This window comes from Rubrivivax gelatinosus (assembly GCF_016583785.1).
GTDB lineage: Bacteria > Pseudomonadota > Gammaproteobacteria > Burkholderiales > Burkholderiaceae_C > Rubrivivax > Rubrivivax gelatinosus_B.
On record NZ_NRRU01000025.1, the window covers coordinates 1 to 17,585 of the forward strand.

Sequence of the window (17,585 nt, forward strand, 5' to 3'; positions counted from 1 at the left end):
ACGCGCCATCGCGCGCGAGCGCCAGTAGACCCAGGCGGCGTCGCTGCGCTCGGCCGGGCTCAGCGCGTCGATGGCGCGTGCGATCAGCGCCCAGCGGTCGGGTGCCTGCGCCGCGCGCAGCCCGGCGCGCACGCCCCAGGCCAGCGTGTCGTCGCTCCAGCTGGGCTGGGCGGCGCCGTTCAGTGCCCAGGCGCGGCGGTAGTAGTCCTGGCCCTGCGGCTGCTGCAGCACCGCGGCCCACTTGCCGGCGAAGGCCCAGGCGAAGGCGGCGTCGCGTGCCGTCAGGCGCTTGTCCCAGCCGCCGGCCAGCTGCGCCGCGGCGCCGGCGGGGTCATTGGCGCCCAGCTTCAGCAGCGCGACGAGCGCGATCGACGGCGGCACGTCGCTGCGTGCCAGCAGGCGGGCCGGGTTGGCGAGCGCGTCGTCGACGGCCTTCAGCGTCTCGGGCCCGAGCAGCTGCACCGCACTGCGCAGCGAACGCTGGCCGCGCGCCGAGTTCTGGCGCTCGAGCTCGAGCGCCAGCCGCGCCTGCTGCCAGACGTCGTCGGTGCCGAAGCGGCCGGCGGTGAACAGCGTCTGCGCCATCAGCGCGCAGCCGTCGTCGGCCTCGCGCTGGGCGTACCAGGCCGTGAGCGCGTCCTGGCGCACGTCGCGGCCGGCCAGGTGCTCGGTCAGGCGGGCGTAACACGCGACCTCGCGGTCGTCGTTCATGCGGAAGCGCGGGTAGTCGCGGGCGAAGTTCGCCCAGTCGCGGCGCTTGCCGAGTTCGAGCAGCCAGTCGTTGCGTAGCCGGTCCTCGAGGTAGCTGCCGCTCCAGCGCCGGTAGAAGGCCTCGACCTCGGCCGGCTGGACCTCGGCCAGCCGGCTCGTCAGGTCCCAGTAGTCGACCCAGGCGGCCAGCGGGTGTTCGGCGAACAGCGCCGCGCTGCGCAGCGCCGAGAGTTTGGCGCGGTCGCCCTTCTGCCAGGCGGCGCGGGCGTCGAGGATGAGGTCGTCGCCGGTCTGGGCCTGCGCCGCGGGCAGCAGCAGCGCCAGGGCCGCGACGGCGGCGCCGGCGCGGCCGGGCATCCGGCGGATGAAGCGGTACAGCACGTGCATGGAGCCGAATCTAGCGGATCGTGAGAGGCCGTCCGCCGTGCGATCGTTTCAGCCGGCCGCCAAGGCTTCGTCGTCGAGCCCGGAACGTGTGGCCTCGGCCTGCTCCAGCACCCAGGTCTCGAAGGCCGCCAGTTCGGGCCGTTCGCGCCGCGACGGCCAGCGCACCAGCCAGTAGGCGAAGGGCGAGCGCAGGCGACCGGCGGCACCGAAGGGTTCGACCAGCTCGCCGCGTGCCAGCGACTCGCGCACCAGCGCCATGCGCGCCAGCGCGACGCCCTGGCCCGCGGTCGCGGCCTGGATCTGCTGGTAGGTGTAGTTCAGATAGAGCCAGCCGCGCGGCTCGAGCAGGGGCACGCCTTTGGCGCCTAGCCAGTGGCGCCAGCTCAGGTACTCGACGCTGGGCAGCTGCGAATCCTCTTCCAGCAGCGTCATCTGGGCCAGATCCTCGGGCCGGGTTAGCGGGCCGAGCGCGGGGCTGGCCACCGGGGTCACGACCTCGCCGAACATCAGCGTCGAGCCCGGCGGCGCGTTGTCGGGGTGGCAGTAGCGCAGCGCCAGGTCGAGCTCGGGGTCGTCGAAGTCGACGATCGCGTCCTGCGCCGAGACGCGGATGTCGATGCCCGGCTGCTCGCGCTGGAACTGCTGCAGCCGCGGCAGCAGCCACATCGACGCGAACGAGGGCCAGGTCGTCAGGTTCACCTGGCGCCGGCCCTGCACGCTGCGGATCTGGCGCACGGTGGCGTCGAGCCGGTCCAGCAGCGGCGCCACGGTGCGCAGCAGCGCCTCGCCGGCGCTGGTGAGTTCGACGTGGCGCGTGCCGCGCAGGAACAGCGGCAGGCCGATCTCTTCCTCCAGCGCGCGGATCTGGCGGCTCACCGCCGGCTGCGTCAGGTGCAGCTCGTCGGCGGCGGCGCGGAAACCCAGGCGCCGCGCCACCGCCTCGAAGGCGCGCAAGGGGCCGATGGACAAGGGGCGCTGGCGCGGTCTATTCATGCGGTTTGATTATCAATGTGCGCTGCATTCCTGATTGGACCGCAGGCCTGTTGCCGCCGAGAATTCCTTCCCAAGCAGCCCATTCGGGAGTCCGATATGTCCCAAGCCGTCATGACCGATCCGCATCAACGCGCACCGTGGGAGTGGGCCGTCGAGCCGGCCACGGCGGTGCGTCTGCCGGCCGCAAACCAGCCGCGCTGGCTGGCGGTGTCCGAAGGCCGCGTCTGGCTCACGCGCAGCGGCGCCGGGCCGCACGCGCAGGACGTCTGGCTGCAGACCGGCGAACGCCACGAACTGCCCGCCGGCACCGAGTGGGTGCTCGAAGGCTGGCCGGCCGCCCAGGTCGAGTTGCTGGAAGCGCCGCAGCCGGCGCCGGCACGGCGCCAGTCCCGCTCCGGTCGCTGGCACGCGCCTTGGGGCGCGGCGCACGCCGCCTGATTCAGCGCCGCCGCGCCGCCAGCGCAGCGGCCAGCGCCCGCCGGGCCCAGGGCGCCATCGCCTGCGGCGAGTCCATCGCTTCGGCCGGCGGTGTCCAGAAGCCGAGCTGCACCTCGCGGCCGGCGCGCTGGTAGCGGAACGGGCGTCCGCCGGCGGCTTCGAATGCCGCCTGCGTCGCGGCGCAGGTCTTCAGATAGAAATCGTCGCCGACGATCAGCGCGACGAAGAGGCCGTCGACGTCGAAGCCGTGGCTGCCGAACATGCGGCGGCGGCGCACCGCGCCCAGCGGCGACAGCAGCTCGTGGCAGTGTTCGGCGAAGGCGTCGATGCGCATCGTGGTGTCAGTCTAGACATCCCATGGCGCGGTACCAAGCCTCACAATGCGCGCCATGACACTGCCGTTCCAGCTGCCGCTGCAGCCCTCCCGCGACAAGAAGACGCTGAGGCGCCAGCTCCAGGCGGAACGGCAGTCGCTCGTCGACCGCCACCAGCGTTCGGTGCACCTGCAGGAAGTGCTGCGCGTCTGGCTGATCGGCCGCGGCGAAGCCACGATCGGTGCCTACTGGCCGATCAAGGGCGAGTTCGACGCGCTGCCGGCGCTGTATCGCTGGAGCGAGGCCGAACCCGACCGTCGCATCGGCCTGCCGGTGATGGACCGCGAGACGCGCCAGCTGCGGTTTCACGTCTGGTACCCCGGCTGCCCGATGGAAGAAGACGCCTATGGCATCCCCAAGCCCAAGGACACCGAGCAGTTCGCGCCAGCGCTGCTGCTGGTGCCCTGTGTCGGCTTCGGGCCGGGCGGCGTGCGCCTGGGTTACGGCGGCGGTTTCTACGACCGTACGCTCGCGACGATCAGCCCGCGCCCGCTGACCGTGGGTGTCGGCTACGCGCACGGTTTTGTCCCCTGGCTCGAGGCCGAGGCGCACGACGTGCCCCTGGATGTCGTGCTGACGGAGGACGGCGTGCACTGGCAGCGCCCCGGAGTCTGATCCGCCTGCGGCCGGCCCTGCGCCCGGCCTGCCTATCATCCGGCCCGGCGTCCGCGTGACGCAGGAGAACCCGATGAGTGCCCAGCCCTACCCGATCTCGTCCTTGGCGCGCCGCACGGCGCTGGCCGCAGCGCTGCTCGCGCTGGCGGCCTGCGGCGGAGGCGGCGGAGGTGGAAGTGACGACGGCGGGAACGACGACCCCGGCAGTTCGTCGGGCTTCACGGTGTCGGGCACGCTCAGCGTGCCGGCCAACCTCGTCGTCGACGGCGACACCAACGACATCAACCAGACCCGGGTCGCCAACGACGGCTTTGCCAGCGCCCAGGCGATCTCCGCCACCAGCCAGGTGATGGGAACGGTCAACCTGCCGCGCACGGGGCCCGAAGGCGCCAGCTACGCGGCCGGCGACGGCAACGACTTCTATCGTGTGACGCTGGCCGCCGGGCAGACGCTGGAGCTGGATTTCAGCGCCGACCCGGCCGTGCACAACCTGGACCTCTATGTCTACCGCCAGTCCGGCGGCAGCTACGCGCTGGTCGGCGATTCGAGCGGCAGCAGCAGCTCCGAGTGCCTGCGCATCACGAGCGCTGGCGAATACTGGGTGCAGGTGCTGGCCAACAAGGGCGCCTCGCTCTACAACCTGCGCATCGCAGCGGCCGGTGCTGCCAGTTCGTGCAGCAACACCGCGACCGCCGTCGGGGTGCAGCGCGTGCTGCCCGGGCAACTGATCGCCGGGCTGGCCGCCGGCACCGCCAAGGCCACTGCCGCCGGTGCGCTGATCGCCGCGCAGCCGCTGTCGCTGCTCAAGGGGCGGGTCGCGCCGGGCCACATCGGCCTCTTCGCGCTCGACGCGAGCGAGAAGGCGCGGCGGCGCGGGCTGCTGGCGCTTGCCGGCGCCTCCGCCGAGGAGTTGCAGGCCGCGCCCCGGCCGGCCTGGATGGACGAGCTCGACGCGAGTTCGCGCCTGCAGGTCGAGACACTGCAGTACGCCAAACGGCTGCGCGCCAGCGGCGCCTTCGACTACGTCGTCGCCAACCGCCCGGTGCACGCCAGCGCCACGCTCGTCGGCAGCTACCCGCCCAACGACGAGCGCTATTCGCTGCAGCGCTGGCACTACGAACAGATCGCGCTGCCGACGGCGATGCAGACCCTGCTCGCGATGACGACCCAGCCGACGCTCAGGCCCATCGTCGCCGTGCTCGACACCGGCATCGTCGCCGACCATCCCGATCTGAAGAACCAGATCGCCGGCGGCTACGACTTCGTGCGCGACGCCGACTCGGCCGGCGACGGCGGCGGCATCGACTCCAACCCCGACGACCTGCTGTCGGACGCGTCGCAGCCCTCGTTCCACGGCACCCACGTCGCCGGCACCATCGCCGCCGAGACCTTCAACGGCACCGGCGTCGCCGGCGTCGCGCCGATGGCGCAGCTGATGCCGCTGCGCGTGCTCGGCAAGGGCGGCGAAGGCAGCTTCTACGACATCCTGCAGGCGCTGCGCTACGCCGCCGGCCTGGACAACGACTCCGGCACGCTGCCCGCGCGCCGTGCCGACGTCGCCAACCTGAGCCTGGGCGCAGAAGGCACGGCCTGCGACGCCGACACCGAGTCCCTGATCGCCAGCGTTCGCGCCCAGGGCACGATGGTCGTCGCCGCCACCGGCAACGAGTCCGAACGCGACAGCGGCAGCATCGCCGCCGTCGACTTCCCGGCCAACTGCCGCGGTGTCATCGCCGTCACCGCGACCAATGCCCAGCGCGGCATCGCCTACTACGCCAACGGCGGCACCCAGGTCGCGCTCGCTGCGCCCGGTGGCGACATGCGTGTGGCGACCAACGGCACCGGCCTGCCCGACGGCATCTACAGCACGCTGGCTACCTTCGAAACGGGCGGCAACCGGGTGTCGACCTACGGCCAGTACCAGGGCACCTCGATGGCCACGCCGCACGTCGCCGGCGTGCTCGCGCTGATGCGCTGGGCCTACCCCGGCATCACGCCGGCACAGGTCGACGCGCTGCTGCAGGACGGGCAGCTGAGCGACGACTACGGCGCCAGCGGCCACGACAGCGACTTCGGCTGGGGCCTCGTCAACGCCGCCAAGGCGGTGCGCGCGGCGCTGAACCTGAAGGACGGCGTCTCGGCGCCCGTCGATCAGGGCGTCATCGAGGCGCAGCCCTCGTCGCTGGACTTCGGCACCAGCACCACCAGCCTGAACTTCACGCTGCGCAAGACCGCCGACACCGACGAGACTGTGCAGTCGGTCAGCGACGACAGCAGCGCGGTCAGCGTCGCCGCGTTGTCGGTCGACGGCGCCGGGCTCGGCAGCTACCGCGTCAGCGTCGACCGCAGCGGCCTGGCTACCGGCCTGTACACGCCCACGATCACGGTGACGACCAGCCGGCGCACGCTGATCGTGACGCTCAGCATCCAGAAGCTGGCGGAAGGCACGGGCAGCGGCGACATCGGGCCGGTCTATGTGCTGGTCTACGACGCGGCCACCGACGAGATAGTGCAGCAGGGGCTGGTGAGCGCGTCCGGTGGCAGCTACCGCTACAGCCTGAGCGGCATCACGGCCAAGTCGGTCTACATCGTTGCCGGCAGCGACTACGACAACGACAGCGTCGTCTGCAGCCGAGGCGAGGCCTGCGGCGCCTATCCGGTGCTGGGTGCGACGCTGACGCCGGTCGACCTGAGTGGCAACCGCAGCGGGCTGGACTTCCTGCTGACGCCGGTGGGCGTCGGAAACGCGGAGGCCGCCTCGCGGGCGGCCTCCAGGAAACGTCAGGACTGAACGGAAAAAGGCGGCCCGGCGTACCGGGCCGCGAAGCGCATCAGAAACGCTTGCCGAAGCCGATGCTGTAGAGCATCGGGTCGACCTTGAAGGTGCCGTGGTCGACGCCGCCGACGGACACGTCGGTGCGGATCTGCACCTTCTTCACGTCGACGTTGAACAGCCAGCCGCCGCCCAGCGGAACGTCGACACCGACGTTCAGCGCCGCGCCGAAGCTGTTCTTGTCGACGTCGACGCCGGCCGGCAGATCGACGCTCGAGAAGCGCGTGTAGTTGATGCCGGCGCCGGCGTACGGGCGGAAGCCGTTCAGGCCGGTGAAGTGGTACTGCAGCGTCAGCGTCGGCGGCAGGTGCTTGAGCGTGCCCAGCTTCGTGTTGCCCGACTTCACGTCGTGCTTTTGCGGGTAGGTGAGGATCAGTTCCGTCGCCAGATTCGGCGTGAAGAAGTAGGTGATGTCCACTTCCGGGAACGTCTTGGAGTTGACGTTCAGATCCAGGTCCGTTCCCTTGTTGGCCGGATCGAGGTAGAGCGCGCGGGCACGGATGATCCACGAACCGCTGTCGTCAGCCTGGGCCTGGGCCATCGGGGCGGCCAGACCGGCCATCAGGGCGACGAGGGCGAGCGCGGTGCGCTTGAACATGGATAACTCCTCAACTTTTGATCTGGCCACATGGCCTGGATCAATTTGGCGCGCCCCCATCATCGTCAAGTTTGAGGCAGCGCAAAGCCTCCATTTCAGGCGGGGTCGAAACGTCCGGGTTGTTGCTCTTGACCGACGTCAGCTGGCTTGAGCCAAGCCCAGGCGTCGGGAGATCTCCAGCGCCAGCGAGGACTGGTTCAGCGTGTAGAAATGCAGCCCCGGCGCGCCGCCCGCGATCAGGCGTTCGCACAGCCGCGTGACGACCTCGATGCCGAAGGCGCGCACCGATGCGGCGTCGTCCATGAAGCCTTCCATCTTCAGCGCGACCCAGCGCGGGATCTCGATGCCGTCGCGCGCGGCGAACTGGGCGATCTTGGCGTAGCTGTGGATCGGCATGATGCCGGGCACGATCGGCACCTTCACGCCCAGCTTGTGCACTTCGTCGACGAAGTGGAAGTAGGCGTCGGGGTTGTAGAAGAACTGCGTGATCGCCGAGTTGGCGCCGGCGCCGACCTTGTTCGCGAAGTGCTCCAGGTCGCGGCGCGCGTAGCGCTGCTGCGGGTGGTATTCGGGATAGGCGGCGACCTCGATGAACCAGTCGTCGCCCTGGGTGCGGCGGATGAATTCGACCAGTTCGCTGGCGTATCGGAACTCGCCGGCCGTCGCGGTGCCGCTGGGCAGGTCGCCACGCAGCGCGACGATGCGACGTATGCCCTGCTCGCGGTAGGTGGCCAGGATCTCGGCGATGCTGGCCTCGGTGCTGCCGACGCAGGACAGGTGCGGCGCCGCCTCATGGCCCATCGTGGCGATGGCCTTGACGGTATCCAGCGTGCGCTCGCGCGTCGTGCCGCCGGCGCCGTAGGTGACGCTGAAGAACTCGGGTTTCACCGCCGCCAGGTCCTGGACGACGGTGCGCAGCTTGTCGGCGCCGACCGGCGTGTTGGGCGGGAAGAACTCGAAGCTGACGGGCGTGGTGCTCATGGGCGAACTCGCTGGCGGTGACGTGCTGTGCAGGCGCCCGAGCCGCCGCTGGCGGACTCGGGGCGCATCAAGCGTACGCCGCGGCCTGGCTCGGCCGGGGCGCTGGTGGGCCCCCTCGGGGGCCGAGTCGGGGTCCGGTTCGTCCGGTGGACAGACCGGGCCCGAGGAAGCGCCGAAAGGCGCTTCGGGGGCTCAGTACCGGTACGTGTCCGGCTTGTACGGACCTTGCTTGGGCACGCCGATATAGGCCGCCTGCTCCTCGGTCAGCTCGGACAGCTCGGCGTTCAGCGTCTTCAGCTGCAGCCGCGCGACCTTCTCGTCCAGGTGCTTGGGCAGCACGTAGACCTTGCCGGCTTCGTAGTAGTCGCTGTGCGTGAACAGCTCGATCTGGGCGATCGTCTGGTTCGCGAACGAGCTCGACATCACGTAGCTCGGGTGGCCGGTGCCGCAGCCCAGGTTCACCAGCCGGCCCTTGGCCAGCAGGATGATGCGCTTGCCGTCTGCGAAGATGACGTGGTCGACCTGCGGCTTGATCTCTTCCCACTGGCACTTGGCTTCGAGCGCCGCGACGTCGATCTCGTTGTCGAAGTGGCCGATGTTGCAGACGATGGCGTTGTTCTTCATCTTCGCCATGTGGTCGAAGGTGATGACGTTCTTGTTGCCGGTGGCGGTGACGAAGATGTCGCCCTTGTCGGCGGCCCAGTCCATCGTCACGACGCGGTAGCCTTCCATCGCCGCCTGCAGCGCGTTGATCGGGTCGATCTCGGTCACCCAGACCTGGGCCGACAGCGCGCGCAGCGCCTGCGCCGAGCCCTTGCCGACGTCACCGTAGCCGGCGACGACGGCGATCTTGCCGGCGACCATCACGTCGGTGGCGCGCTTGATGCCGTCGACCAGCGACTCGCGGCAGCCGTAGAGGTTGTCGAACTTGCTCTTCGTGACCGAGTCGTTGACGTTGATCGCGCGGAACAGCAGCGTGCCCTTGGCCGACATCTCGTTCAGGCGGTGCACGCCGGTCGTCGTCTCTTCGGTGACGCCGATGATCTGGGCGCTCTTGCGGCTGTACCAGGTGGGGTCGACGGCGAGCTTGGCCTTGATCGCGGCGTACAGGCAGGTCTCTTCCTCGCTCGTCGGCTTGTCCAGCAGCGACAGGTCCTTCTCGGCGCGCTTGCCCAGGTGCATCAGCAGCGTTGCGTCGCCGCCGTCGTCGAGGATCATGTTCGGGCCTTCGCCCTCGCTGCCGGCGGGGCCGAACTCGAAGATGCGGTGGGTGTAGTCCCAGTAGTCGGTCAGGTTCTCGCCCTTGTAGGCGAAGACCGGCGTGCCGCGTTCGACCAGCGCCGCGGCGGCGTGGTCCTGGGTCGAGAAGATGTTGCACGAGGCCCAGCGGACTTCGGCGCCCAGAGCCTGCAGCGTTTCGACCAGCACACCGGTCTGGATCGTCATGTGCAGGCTGCCGGTGATGCGCGCGCCCTTCAGCGGCTGCGTCGCGGCGTATTCGGCGCGGATCGCCATCAGCGCCGGCATCTCGCTTTCGGCGATGTTGAGTTCCTTGCGGCCCCAGGCGGCGAGCGACAGGTCTGCGATCGCGTAATCCGGGTGGTGCTGTGCTTTGAGAACGGCGGTCATCACGAGGCTCCAGTTGGGTTGGAACCCGCGCGCCTGCGCTCGGGAAGGGGAAACGATCGTCACCCACCCACGACGCCGGTCGTGCGGGTGAGCGCGGTTGCAATGGGAGGTTTCCGAGCCTGGCCTCAAGCGGGTGAGGTTGCAACGCTCCTCGGAAGGTGTGCGATTGTAGCCACGGCCGGCGGCGCGGAACATGCCGCCGGCCGCGTGCCGGCTCAGGAGTCGTTGGACGGCGTGAATTCGTCCGCGCTGAAGTTCGCGATCGCCGCGCGGCCGACCAGCAGCGTGTCGACGGTGCCCAGCGTGCGCAGGTCCTTCTTCGTGTAGGGCAGGCGGTGCAGCAGGTAACGCATCGCGTTCAGGCGCGCGCGTTTCTTGCAATCCGACTTGATGACGATCCACGGCGCGTCCGAGGTGTCGGTGTGCAGGAACATCGATTCCTTGGCGCGCGTGTAGTCGTCCCACTTGTCGAGCGAGGCGACGTCGATCGGCGACAGCTTCCACTGCTTGAGCGGGTGCGCGCGGCGCTCCTTGAAGCGGCGGCGCTGCTCGTCGCGGCTGACCGAGAACCAGAACTTGAAGAGGTGCACGCCGCTTCTGACGAGTTGCCGTTCGAACTCCGGCGTCTGGCGCAGGAACTCGTCGTACTCGGCGTCGCTGCAGAAGCCCATCACGCGTTCGACGCCGGCGCGGTTGTACCAGCTGCGGTCGAACAGCACGATCTCGCCGCGCGTCGGCAGGTGCTGGATGTAGCGCTGGAAGTACCACTGGCCGCGTTCGACGTCGCTGGGTTTTTCCAGCGCGACGACACGCGCGCCGCGCGGGTTCAGGTGCTCCATGAACCGTTTGATCGCACCGCCCTTGCCGGCGGCGTCGCGGCCTTCAAAGAGGATGACGACCCGCTGGCCGGTGTCCTTGACCCAGGCCTGCAGCTTCAGCAGCTCGACCTGAAGCCGGTACTTCTGGCGCTCGTAGTTGCGCCGCGACATCAGGTTGCGGTAGGGATAGGCGCCGTCGCGCCAGCCGGGGCGCAGCTCCATGTCGGGGTCGGTGCCTTCGACCGGCGCGCGGTCGCGGTCGAACAGCAGCCGGCGCAGCGCCTTGGCTTCGTCGGGCGAGGCGCCGGCGACCAGCGCCTGCACCTGCCGCAGCCACTCGCCGTCGGGGTGCGGTTCGCCCGCCGCGTGCGCGGCGAGCACGTCCTTCAGCGCCATCGCGGTCGCCGTCTGGTGGCGTTCGGCGGCGCGTTCGACGACGTTGCGTTCGATTGCGGCGCCGTTGAGCGCCGGGGCGACGTCGCCGCTGGCGACGGCACGCGGGCGCCGGGCGCGGCGTGCCGGCTTGGCTGGAAGAGGGCTTGCGGCAGAATCCTGGGCCATGAGACGTGCTCGCGACGTTGCGACCACTGCATGATCGACCGTCCAGCCGAGCTGTCAATTATCTTGAGTCAAGCCGTCGAGCTCGATCCGGGCGCCTTGCACGGCGTGCTCGGCATCTTCACCGACATCGACGACACGCTGACCGCCGAGGGCCGCCTGGACCCGCCGGCGGCCGCCGCGCTCGCCGAGCTGCAGGCCGCCGGCGTGCCGGTGATCGCCGTCACCGGCCGGCCGCTGGGCTGGTGCGTGCCGCACCTGGGCATCTGGCCGCTGGCGGCGATGGTGGCCGAAAACGGCGGCGTCGCGCTGATCCCCGACGGCGACGGCGCCCGCATCGAATACGCCCAGAGCGCCGCCGAACGTGCAGCCAACGCGCTGCGCCTGCGCGCCACGGCCGAGCGCGTGCTGCGCGAGCTGCCGGGCACGGCGCTGGCGCGCGACAGCGACGGCCGCGTCACCGACATCGCCGTCGACCACAGCGAGTTCACCCGGCTCGACGAAGCGAGCATCGCCGCGGTCGTGCGCCTGATGCAGGAAGAGGGGCTGACGGCCACCGTCAGCTCGATCCACGTCAACGGCTGGATCGGCGGCCACTCCAAGCTGACGGCAGCGCAGTGGATGCTGCGCCGGCTGTATGGGCGCGAGCTGGCGCCCGAGATCGGGCGCTGGGCCTACGTCGGCGACTCGACCAACGACCAGCAGATGTTCGCGGCCTGCCCGCTGTCGGTCGGCGTCGCCAACCTGCGGCGTTTCGCCGCCCAGCTGAGGACCTGGCCGCGTTTCATCACCGCGGGTGAACGCGGTGCCGGCTTCGCCGAAGTCGCGCGCGCGGTGCTGGCGGGGCGCTGATTTAGGCCAGCGCGCGCGGCGCCAGGCGCCGGTAGGGCGCCTCGACCAGCTCGCGGTGGTGCCAGCCGCGGGCCGAGCGGATCGGGAACTCGGCCGCGTACTGCCCGTCCTCGCATGCCAGTTCGACGTAGAGCACCGCCCGGCGCTTGATCTTGCGTTCGCAGACGTAGACGAACAGCGCCTCGGGTCGCGGGTCGGAGAGCAGCTGTGCCAGCACGGTGCGGCGCTGGGTGTCGTCGGCCAGGCGCTCGGGGTCGGACGCGGTGCCGGCGACCGGCGCGATCCAGGTCGAGCCCAGCAGCTCGCCGGGGATGCAGGGGTCCATCTCGATGCCGTAGAGCTGGCCTTCTATCGTCATGCCGCGGCGCACATTGGCCTGCAGCGGGCGGAACAGCTCGCGGAAGACGATGTTGATGTCCGCCGACTCCATGAAGCGGTGCTGGCGGGCGCCGCGGTGTTCATGCAGCGGGGCGCCGAAGAGGTCGTCGAGTTGGGCCATGAGAGGGTTTCGGCTCCGCGGCGCCAGCGTTGAGCGGGAAAAGCCGGGCAAAGTCCGCGTTGTGCGGCGAGACAGGCGGCCTCAGGCGTGCCTTCGGGCCCGGTTTCGGCATGCGCCGGGGCCGCCGGCGCGGCGACAATGCGCGGCCTTCACCGACTCCCAACCCGCACCGCCATGAGCTCTCCGATCGGCACCCCGCTCGCCCCTTCCGCCACCCGCGTGCTGCTGCTGGGCAGCGGCGAACTCGGCAAGGAGGTGCTGATCGCGCTGCAGCGCCTGGGTGTCGAGACCATCGCCGTCGACCGCTACGAAAATGCGCCCGGCCAGCAGGTCGCGCACCACGCGCGCACGATCACGATGAGCGACCCGGAGCAGCTGCGTGCGCTGCTCGAAGCCGAGAAGCCGCAGCTCGTCGTGCCCGAGATCGAGGCGATCGCGACGCCGGTGCTCGAGCAGATGGAAGCCGAAGGCCGCATCCGCTGCATCCCGACGGCACGCGCCGCGCGCCTGACCATGGACCGCGAAGGCATACGCCGCCTGGCCGCCGAGACCCTGGGCCTGCCGACCAGCCCCTACCGCTTCTGCGACTCGCTCGAGGAACTGCAGGCCGCGATAGCCGGCGGCATCGGCTATCCCTGCGTCGTCAAGCCGGTGATGAGCTCCAGCGGCAAGGGCCAGAGCAGAATCGACGGCCCCGACGGCGTGAAGAAGGCCTGGGACTACGCGATGGCCGGCGGCCGTGTCGCCGGCGGCCGCATCATCGTCGAGGGCTTCATCGACTTCGACTACGAGATCACGCTGCTGACGGTGCGTGCGCTCGGCGCCGACGGCCAGCCGCAGACGCAGTTCTGCGCTCCCGTCGGCCACGTGCAGGTCAGCGGCGACTACGTCGAGAGCTGGCAGCCGCACCCGATGAGCCCGGCGGCGCTGGCCGCTGCGCGCGACATCGCGAAGAAGATCACCGACGACCTGGGCGGTCTGGGCCTGTTCGGCGTCGAGCTCTTCGTCAAGGGTGACCAGGTCTGGTTCAGCGAGGTCAGCCCGCGCCCGCACGACACCGGCATGGTGACGATGGCCACGCAGTGGCAGAACGAGTTCGAGCTGCACGCACGCGCCATCCTCGGCCTGCCGGTGGACACGACGCTGAAGAGCCCGGGCGCCAGCGCCGTGGTCTACGGCGGCGTCGACGCCGCCGGCATCGTCTTCGACGGCGTCGCCGACGCGCTGGCGGTGCCGGGCAGCGAGCTGCGCCTGTTCGGCAAGCCCGAGAGCTTCGTCAAGCGCCGCATGGGTGTGGCGCTGGTGCACGCCGACGACGTCGACACCGCACGCGAACGCGCCAAGCTGGCGGCGTCGCGCGTCAAGCCGCGCGCGGCCTGACGGGGCACCGGCGCCGCGCACGCGCCGGTCGTGGACAACCACACGCTCGTCCCGACCGGGCAGCGGGCGGCGGGCGCGCAGGGCTCAAGCCGGGCCCTGGCGCGGCCGATCAGCGACTGAGGCAGGACCTGCGGCGCCGCAAGGCGTCGCTCGCCTGTCGACGGCCCGAGCGCGATGTCACGCGCGGGGCCCGAGCCCGGCCCGGCAGACGGTGCCGACCACGACACCTTTCGCCCTGCGCCCGCCATGTCCGATGCCCCCACGCTCGCAGCGAAGGTGCTGCTGCTCGAACACGACCCCCGCCACTACCAGGCGCTGTGGGACTTTTCCCAGTCGCTCGGGCTCGTCGTGCTGCCGCGCAGCGCAACCGACGCGCTGGCGACGCTGGGCCAGCACAAGGACCTGGGCGGCGTGATGCTGGCCGAGGACCTGCCCTGCGAGTCGGGTGACGCGCTGGCGCTGGCGCTGGCGATCAACCGCCTGCGGCCCGAGCTGCCGATCTTCCTGCGCCGCACCGGCACGCTGCCGCTGTCGGACGAGCAGGCGCGTGCGGCCAGCCACCCCTGGACCGAACTCGACACGCTGCGCGAGGCGATCGAGTGCAGCCTGTTCAGCCTGCGCTACCCGACCGAGCTCGTCACCGGCGTCGTCGAGCTGACGGCGGGCGCGATCCGCTCGATGTTCCCGCACGCCCAGGTGGACAACGAAGCACCGTACGTCGTGCACGACCGCATCATCTTCGGCCAGGTGTCGACGCTGATCGCGCTGGAGAGCACCTGGTGCCGCGGCTACATGATGCTGCAGACGGAAGAGAGCGCGCTGCGCCAGGGCATGCTGCAGGGCTTCGGCTACGAAGGTGTCGGCGGCGACCTGAACTTCCGCGAGCTCAACCACCTGCTGGGCGAGACCACCAACCTGATCTGGGGCGCGTTCAAGAACCGCTACATCCCGCCCGAGGCCTTCGCCAACGAGCAGACCCAGGTGCCGATCGTCATCAACCACGAGCAGAAGTACATCTCCTTCGGCTCGCAGGACCCGCAGCTGTGCGTGCGCTACCGGCTGTCGGACCCGCGGCGCCCGGGGCTGCCGCCGCTGATCATCGTGCAGCGGCTGATCTTCAACCTGCTGTGGAAGCCCGAACGTTTCACCGAATACGCCAGCCCGACCGACAAGCCCGGCGGCACCGGCGAACTCGAACTCTTCTGAAACCCCCAGCGCGTCGCGTGGCGCGAGGATCCTGTCCCATGGCCCATGTCCTGGTCGTCGACGACTCGAGCACGATGCGCGAGATCGTCTCCAGTTATCTCATCCAGAACGGTTTCGAAGTCACCGTGGCCAGCGACGGCCGCGACGGCATCGCCAAGCTCCAGCAGGACCCCGGCATCCGGCTGATCGTCAGCGACGTCAACATGCCCAACATGGACGGGCTGACGATGGCGCAGAAGATCCGCAGCGAGTTCGGCAACAAGGACGTGCGCATCATCATGCTGACGACCGAGGACAACGCCGCGATCCGCGCCCGCGGGCGCGAGGTCGGCGTCACCGGCTGGATCGTCAAGCCCTTCCGCGGCGACGCGGTGCTGGCGCCGTTCCGCAAGTTCTGCGGGCTGAGCTGAGCGCGGCGTGCCTGGTGCTCAGAAGGCGTAGAGGTAGCCGAGCCTGAGCTGGGGCACCGTCCGGCGCTCGACGATGGGGCTGTCGGCGACGCCGCTGCCATAACGCGTTGCCGACAGGTCCACCAGCAGTCGCTGGCGCGCAGCCAGGCTGTACTGGACGCGCACGCCGGCCTGCACCGCCAGCGTCGCATCGCCCTGGTACGCGGCGCGGCCCTGGCGCACTTCGTCGGAGCGCACGCCGTAGAAGTAGTCGACGGAGGTCCCGTCCAGACGCGTGAACTGGAGGTGCGGGACGATCCGGGCCTGCTGGCCCCACGTGAAGCCGTGTTCGATGCCCAGCTTCAGCTGCGAGCCCTCGCTGTGGCCGGAGACGTCCTTCAGGTACGCCAGCGAGACGTTGGCGACCGCGTTGTGCCAGGTCGAAGCCAGCCCGACGTAGACCGAGCCCTTGCGTTCGGCCATCCCTGCCAGCCGGTCGGAGTCTGATGCCTCGTAGCCTTCGCCGATCGAATACTGGGTGCGCAGCGCGAAGTCCAGCGTCCCGTAGGACGGCAGCTTCAGGTCGAGCTGAGTGCCGGCGAAGCGCAGCCATCGGCTCTCGTAGGTCAGCAGCGGCAGCACCCGGGTCTTCGTGTCGACGCCGGCGTAGGGACTGCGCATGGTGGCCAGGGCCAGGCCCAGGCCCCAGCGCTGGGTCTCCGGCTGGTCGGCGCCGTTCGGTTCGGCCGCATGGGCGGCGACGGCCGTCAGCAGGGCGAGGGCAAGCAGCAGCCGGGGCGCGCCGTTCGTGTTCTGGGTCATCGCTTCTCTGTCGGTGGAGGGATGGGAGCCCGGATCATCGCGCTTGTCGTGTGAAGCGCGCCATACCGTGCCGCCGCCGCTCCATCCCGGCGTTGGGCTTCGCTCACATCGCTGGCGCGATATGAGCGAAGCCCGAGAACCGACGCCGCGCCTGGCGCGGCGGGCTTACAGGCCGGCGGCCGCTCGCAGGGCGGCCGCTTTGTCGGTCCGCAAGCTCCGGCCGGGCCTTGCGGCCCTTGACTTCGCTGGCGCGAAGTCAGCCTGCGCTGGCGCCCGGATACCGCGCTGCGCGCGGCGGGCTTACAGCCCGGCTGCGGCGCGCAGCGCCGCCGCTTTGTCAGTTCTCTCCCAGCTGAACTCGGGCTCTTCGCGGCCGAAGTGGCCGTAGGCCGCGGTCTTCTCGTAGATCGGGCGCAGCAGGTCCAGCATCTGGATGATGCCCTTGGGGCGCAGGTCGAAATGGGTCTCGACCAGCTTGGCGATCGCGGTGTCGGAGATGACGCCGGTGCCTTCGGTGTAGACCGTGATGTTCATCGGCTTGGCGACGCCGATGGCGTAGGCCACCTGCACCTGGCACTGGCGCGCCAGGCCGGCGGCGACCACGTTCTTGGCGACGTAGCGCGCGGCGTAGGCGGCCGAGCGGTCGACCTTGGACGGGTCCTTGCCCGAGAACGCGCCACCACCGTGCGGGCAGGCGCCGCCGTAGGTGTCGACGATGATCTTGCGGCCGGTCAGGCCGCAGTCGCCTTGCGGGCCGCCGATGACGAAACGGCCGGTCGGGTTGACCAGGTAGCGCGTGTCCTGCAGCCATTCCTTGGGCAGCACCGGCTTGATGATCTCCTCGATGATCGCCTCGTAGAAGCTGGGCTTCAGCTTGGTGGCGGTCTCGCTCTGGTCGGGGTGGTGCTGGGTCGACAGCACGACGGTGTCGATCGAGTGCGGCTTGCCGTCGACGTAGCGCATCGTCACCTGGCTCTTGGCGTCGGGGCGCAGGAAGGGCAGCTTGCCGTTCTTGCGCAGCTCGGCCTGGCGTTCGACGAGGCGGTGCGCGTAGTAGATCGGCGCGGGCATCAGCTCGGGCGTCTCGTCGCAGGCGTAGCCGAACATCAGGCCCTGGTCGCCGGCACCGGTGTTCAGGTGGTCGTCGCTGGCGTGGTCCACGCCCTGGGCGATGTCGTTGCTCTGCTTGTCGTAGGCCACGAGCACCGCGCAGCCCTTGTAGTCGATGCCGTAGTCGGTGTTGTCGTAGCCGATGCGCTTGATCGTGTCGCGCGCGACCTGGATGTAGTCGACGTGCGCGTTGGTCGTGATCTCGCCGGCCAGCACCACGAGGCCGGTGTTGGTCAGCGTTTCGGCGGCGACGCGGCTGCGCGGGTCCTGCTTGAAGATCGCGTCGAGAATCGCGTCCGAGATCTGGTCGGCCACCTTGTCGGGATGGCCCTCGGAGACGGATTCGGAGGTGAAGAGGAATTCGTTCGCCACTGCTGAAAGCTCCTGTTGGT

At 70.0% G+C, this 17,585-nt stretch carries 16 protein-coding genes, 1 pseudogene and 1 riboswitch; of the genes and pseudogenes, 7 read left to right on the top strand and 10 right to left on the bottom strand.

Translation table 11 applies throughout. The annotated features are described in order from the left end of the window. A pseudogene (locus tag CKO43_RS08520) lies at positions 1-1,098 on the bottom strand (lytic transglycosylase domain-containing protein); the annotation flags it as partial. Positions 1,099-1,146: 48 nt separating this feature from the next. Then, positions 1,147-2,091, bottom strand: coding sequence for a LysR substrate-binding domain-containing protein (locus CKO43_RS08525; protein WP_200227103.1), 945 nt, complete (start codon positions 2,089-2,091; stop codon positions 1,147-1,149). Positions 2,092-2,187: 96 nt separating this feature from the next. On the opposite strand from CKO43_RS08525, the gene CKO43_RS08530 reads away from it, so the two are divergent. After that, on the top strand, positions 2,188-2,529 hold the full coding sequence (locus CKO43_RS08530) for a DUF2917 domain-containing protein (protein ID WP_200227105.1): 342 nt from the start codon (positions 2,188-2,190) through the stop codon (positions 2,527-2,529). Between the two features lies 1 nt (position 2,530). Here the strand turns inward: CKO43_RS08530 and CKO43_RS08535 are convergent, their stop codons facing one another. Beyond that, positions 2,531-2,863, bottom strand: a complete 333-nt coding sequence (locus CKO43_RS08535) for a TfoX/Sxy family protein (protein ID WP_200378386.1) — start codon at positions 2,861-2,863, stop codon at positions 2,531-2,533. A gap of 55 nt (positions 2,864-2,918) precedes the next feature. Here CKO43_RS08535 and CKO43_RS08540 point away from each other — a divergent pair, with 55 nt between their 5' ends. Together CKO43_RS08540 and CKO43_RS08545 are read left to right on the top strand one after the other, a co-directional pair. Continuing rightward, entirely contained in the window at positions 2,919-3,518 is a 600-nt protein-coding gene (locus tag CKO43_RS08540) for a 5-formyltetrahydrofolate cyclo-ligase (protein WP_200227110.1), read from the top strand. Between the two features lie 73 nt (positions 3,519-3,591). Continuing rightward, positions 3,592-6,309: a S8 family serine peptidase gene (locus CKO43_RS08545; protein ID WP_200378387.1), complete on the top strand. Its 2,718-nt coding sequence runs from the start codon at positions 3,592-3,594 to the stop codon at positions 6,307-6,309. A gap of 40 nt (positions 6,310-6,349) precedes the next feature. Here CKO43_RS08545 and CKO43_RS08550 read toward each other — a convergent pair whose 3' ends face one another. From CKO43_RS08550 to ppk2, 4 genes are all read right to left on the bottom strand, one after another. Next, positions 6,350-6,949 (bottom strand): OmpW/AlkL family protein, encoded by a 600-nt coding sequence (locus tag CKO43_RS08550; protein ID WP_200227114.1) that lies wholly within the window; start codon positions 6,947-6,949, stop codon positions 6,350-6,352. 138 nt (positions 6,950-7,087) lie between these two features. Beyond that, the gene (metF, locus tag CKO43_RS08555; RefSeq protein WP_200378388.1) at positions 7,088-7,930 is read right to left on the bottom strand and encodes a methylenetetrahydrofolate reductase [NAD(P)H]; all 843 of its coding nucleotides are present in this window, start codon (positions 7,928-7,930) and stop codon (positions 7,088-7,090) included. A 192-nt stretch (positions 7,931-8,122) separates the two neighbouring features. Then, complete coding sequence (ahcY, locus tag CKO43_RS08560) at positions 8,123-9,559, bottom strand: adenosylhomocysteinase (protein ID WP_200227118.1); 1,437 nt, start codon at positions 9,557-9,559, stop codon at positions 8,123-8,125. Between the two features lie 82 nt (positions 9,560-9,641). After that, positions 9,642-9,718: riboswitch (S-adenosyl-L-homocysteine riboswitch) on the bottom strand. A 56-nt stretch (positions 9,719-9,774) separates the two neighbouring features. Then, positions 9,775-10,938: a polyphosphate kinase 2 gene (gene ppk2 / locus CKO43_RS08565; protein WP_200378389.1), complete on the bottom strand. Its 1,164-nt coding sequence runs from the start codon at positions 10,936-10,938 to the stop codon at positions 9,775-9,777. Between the two features lie 30 nt (positions 10,939-10,968). Here ppk2 and CKO43_RS08570 point away from each other — a divergent pair, with 30 nt between their 5' ends. Next, entirely contained in the window at positions 10,969-11,787 is an 819-nt protein-coding gene (locus CKO43_RS08570; protein ID WP_200378390.1) for an HAD-IIB family hydrolase, read from the top strand. A gap of 1 nt (position 11,788) precedes the next feature. On the opposite strand, the gene CKO43_RS08575 is transcribed toward CKO43_RS08570, so the two are convergent. Further along, positions 11,789-12,286, bottom strand: coding sequence for a hypothetical protein (locus CKO43_RS08575; RefSeq protein WP_200227125.1), 498 nt, complete (start codon positions 12,284-12,286; stop codon positions 11,789-11,791). A 174-nt stretch (positions 12,287-12,460) separates the two neighbouring features. On the opposite strand from CKO43_RS08575, the gene purT reads away from it, so the two are divergent. The 3 genes from purT (at position 12,461) to CKO43_RS08590 (ending at position 15,282) form a co-directional block, all read left to right on the top strand. After that, positions 12,461-13,666 carry a formate-dependent phosphoribosylglycinamide formyltransferase gene (purT, locus tag CKO43_RS08580; RefSeq protein WP_200227127.1) on the top strand — a complete coding sequence of 402 codons (1,206 nt, stop codon included), beginning with the start codon at positions 12,461-12,463 and terminating at the stop codon, positions 13,664-13,666. Positions 13,667-13,912: 246 nt separating this feature from the next. Continuing rightward, positions 13,913-14,872 carry a chemotaxis protein CheX gene (locus tag CKO43_RS08585; protein ID WP_200227129.1) on the top strand — a complete coding sequence of 320 codons (960 nt, stop codon included), beginning with the start codon at positions 13,913-13,915 and terminating at the stop codon, positions 14,870-14,872. A 38-nt stretch (positions 14,873-14,910) separates the two neighbouring features. Further along, entirely contained in the window at positions 14,911-15,282 is a 372-nt protein-coding gene (locus CKO43_RS08590) for a response regulator (protein ID WP_200227131.1), read from the top strand. 18 nt (positions 15,283-15,300) lie between these two features. On the opposite strand, the gene CKO43_RS08595 is transcribed toward CKO43_RS08590, so the two are convergent. Together CKO43_RS08595 and metK are read right to left on the bottom strand one after the other, a co-directional pair. Then, positions 15,301-16,083 (bottom strand): MipA/OmpV family protein, encoded by a 783-nt coding sequence (locus tag CKO43_RS08595; protein ID WP_200378391.1) that lies wholly within the window; start codon positions 16,081-16,083, stop codon positions 15,301-15,303. 300 nt (positions 16,084-16,383) lie between these two features. Then, positions 16,384-17,565, bottom strand: coding sequence for a methionine adenosyltransferase (gene metK, locus CKO43_RS08600; RefSeq protein ID WP_200227135.1), 1,182 nt, complete (start codon positions 17,563-17,565; stop codon positions 16,384-16,386). Between the last annotated feature and the right edge of the window lie 20 nt (positions 17,566-17,585).

What these genes read in the sequence shown, in the direction of transcription:
- CKO43_RS08570 (WP_200378390.1), top strand. Translation starts at nt 10,969, where the DNA reads ATGATCGACCGTCCAGCCGAGCTGTCAATTATCTTGAGTCAAGCCGTC.
- metF (WP_200378388.1), bottom strand. Translation starts at nt 7,930, where the DNA reads ATGAGCACCACGCCCGTCAGCTTCGAGTTCTTCCCGCCCAACACGCCG.
- CKO43_RS08525 (WP_200227103.1), bottom strand. Translation starts at nt 2,091, where the DNA reads ATGAATAGACCGCGCCAGCGCCCCTTGTCCATCGGCCCCTTGCGCGCC.
- CKO43_RS08540 (WP_200227110.1), top strand. Translation starts at nt 2,919, where the DNA reads ATGACACTGCCGTTCCAGCTGCCGCTGCAGCCCTCCCGCGACAAGAAG.
- CKO43_RS08550 (WP_200227114.1), bottom strand. Translation starts at nt 6,949, where the DNA reads ATGTTCAAGCGCACCGCGCTCGCCCTCGTCGCCCTGATGGCCGGTCTG.
- CKO43_RS08585 (WP_200227129.1), top strand. Translation starts at nt 13,913, where the DNA reads ATGTCCGATGCCCCCACGCTCGCAGCGAAGGTGCTGCTGCTCGAACAC.
- CKO43_RS08535 (WP_200378386.1), bottom strand. Translation starts at nt 2,863, where the DNA reads ATGCGCATCGACGCCTTCGCCGAACACTGCCACGAGCTGCTGTCGCCG.
- ahcY (WP_200227118.1), bottom strand. Translation starts at nt 9,559, where the DNA reads ATGACCGCCGTTCTCAAAGCACAGCACCACCCGGATTACGCGATCGCA.
- CKO43_RS08530 (WP_200227105.1), top strand. Translation starts at nt 2,188, where the DNA reads ATGTCCCAAGCCGTCATGACCGATCCGCATCAACGCGCACCGTGGGAG.
- purT (WP_200227127.1), top strand. Translation starts at nt 12,461, where the DNA reads ATGAGCTCTCCGATCGGCACCCCGCTCGCCCCTTCCGCCACCCGCGTG.
- CKO43_RS08595 (WP_200378391.1), bottom strand. Translation starts at nt 16,083, where the DNA reads ATGACCCAGAACACGAACGGCGCGCCCCGGCTGCTGCTTGCCCTCGCC.
- CKO43_RS08545 (WP_200378387.1), top strand. Translation starts at nt 3,592, where the DNA reads ATGAGTGCCCAGCCCTACCCGATCTCGTCCTTGGCGCGCCGCACGGCG.
- CKO43_RS08590 (WP_200227131.1), top strand. Translation starts at nt 14,911, where the DNA reads ATGGCCCATGTCCTGGTCGTCGACGACTCGAGCACGATGCGCGAGATC.
- CKO43_RS08575 (WP_200227125.1), bottom strand. Translation starts at nt 12,286, where the DNA reads ATGGCCCAACTCGACGACCTCTTCGGCGCCCCGCTGCATGAACACCGC.
- ppk2 (WP_200378389.1), bottom strand. Translation starts at nt 10,938, where the DNA reads ATGGCCCAGGATTCTGCCGCAAGCCCTCTTCCAGCCAAGCCGGCACGC.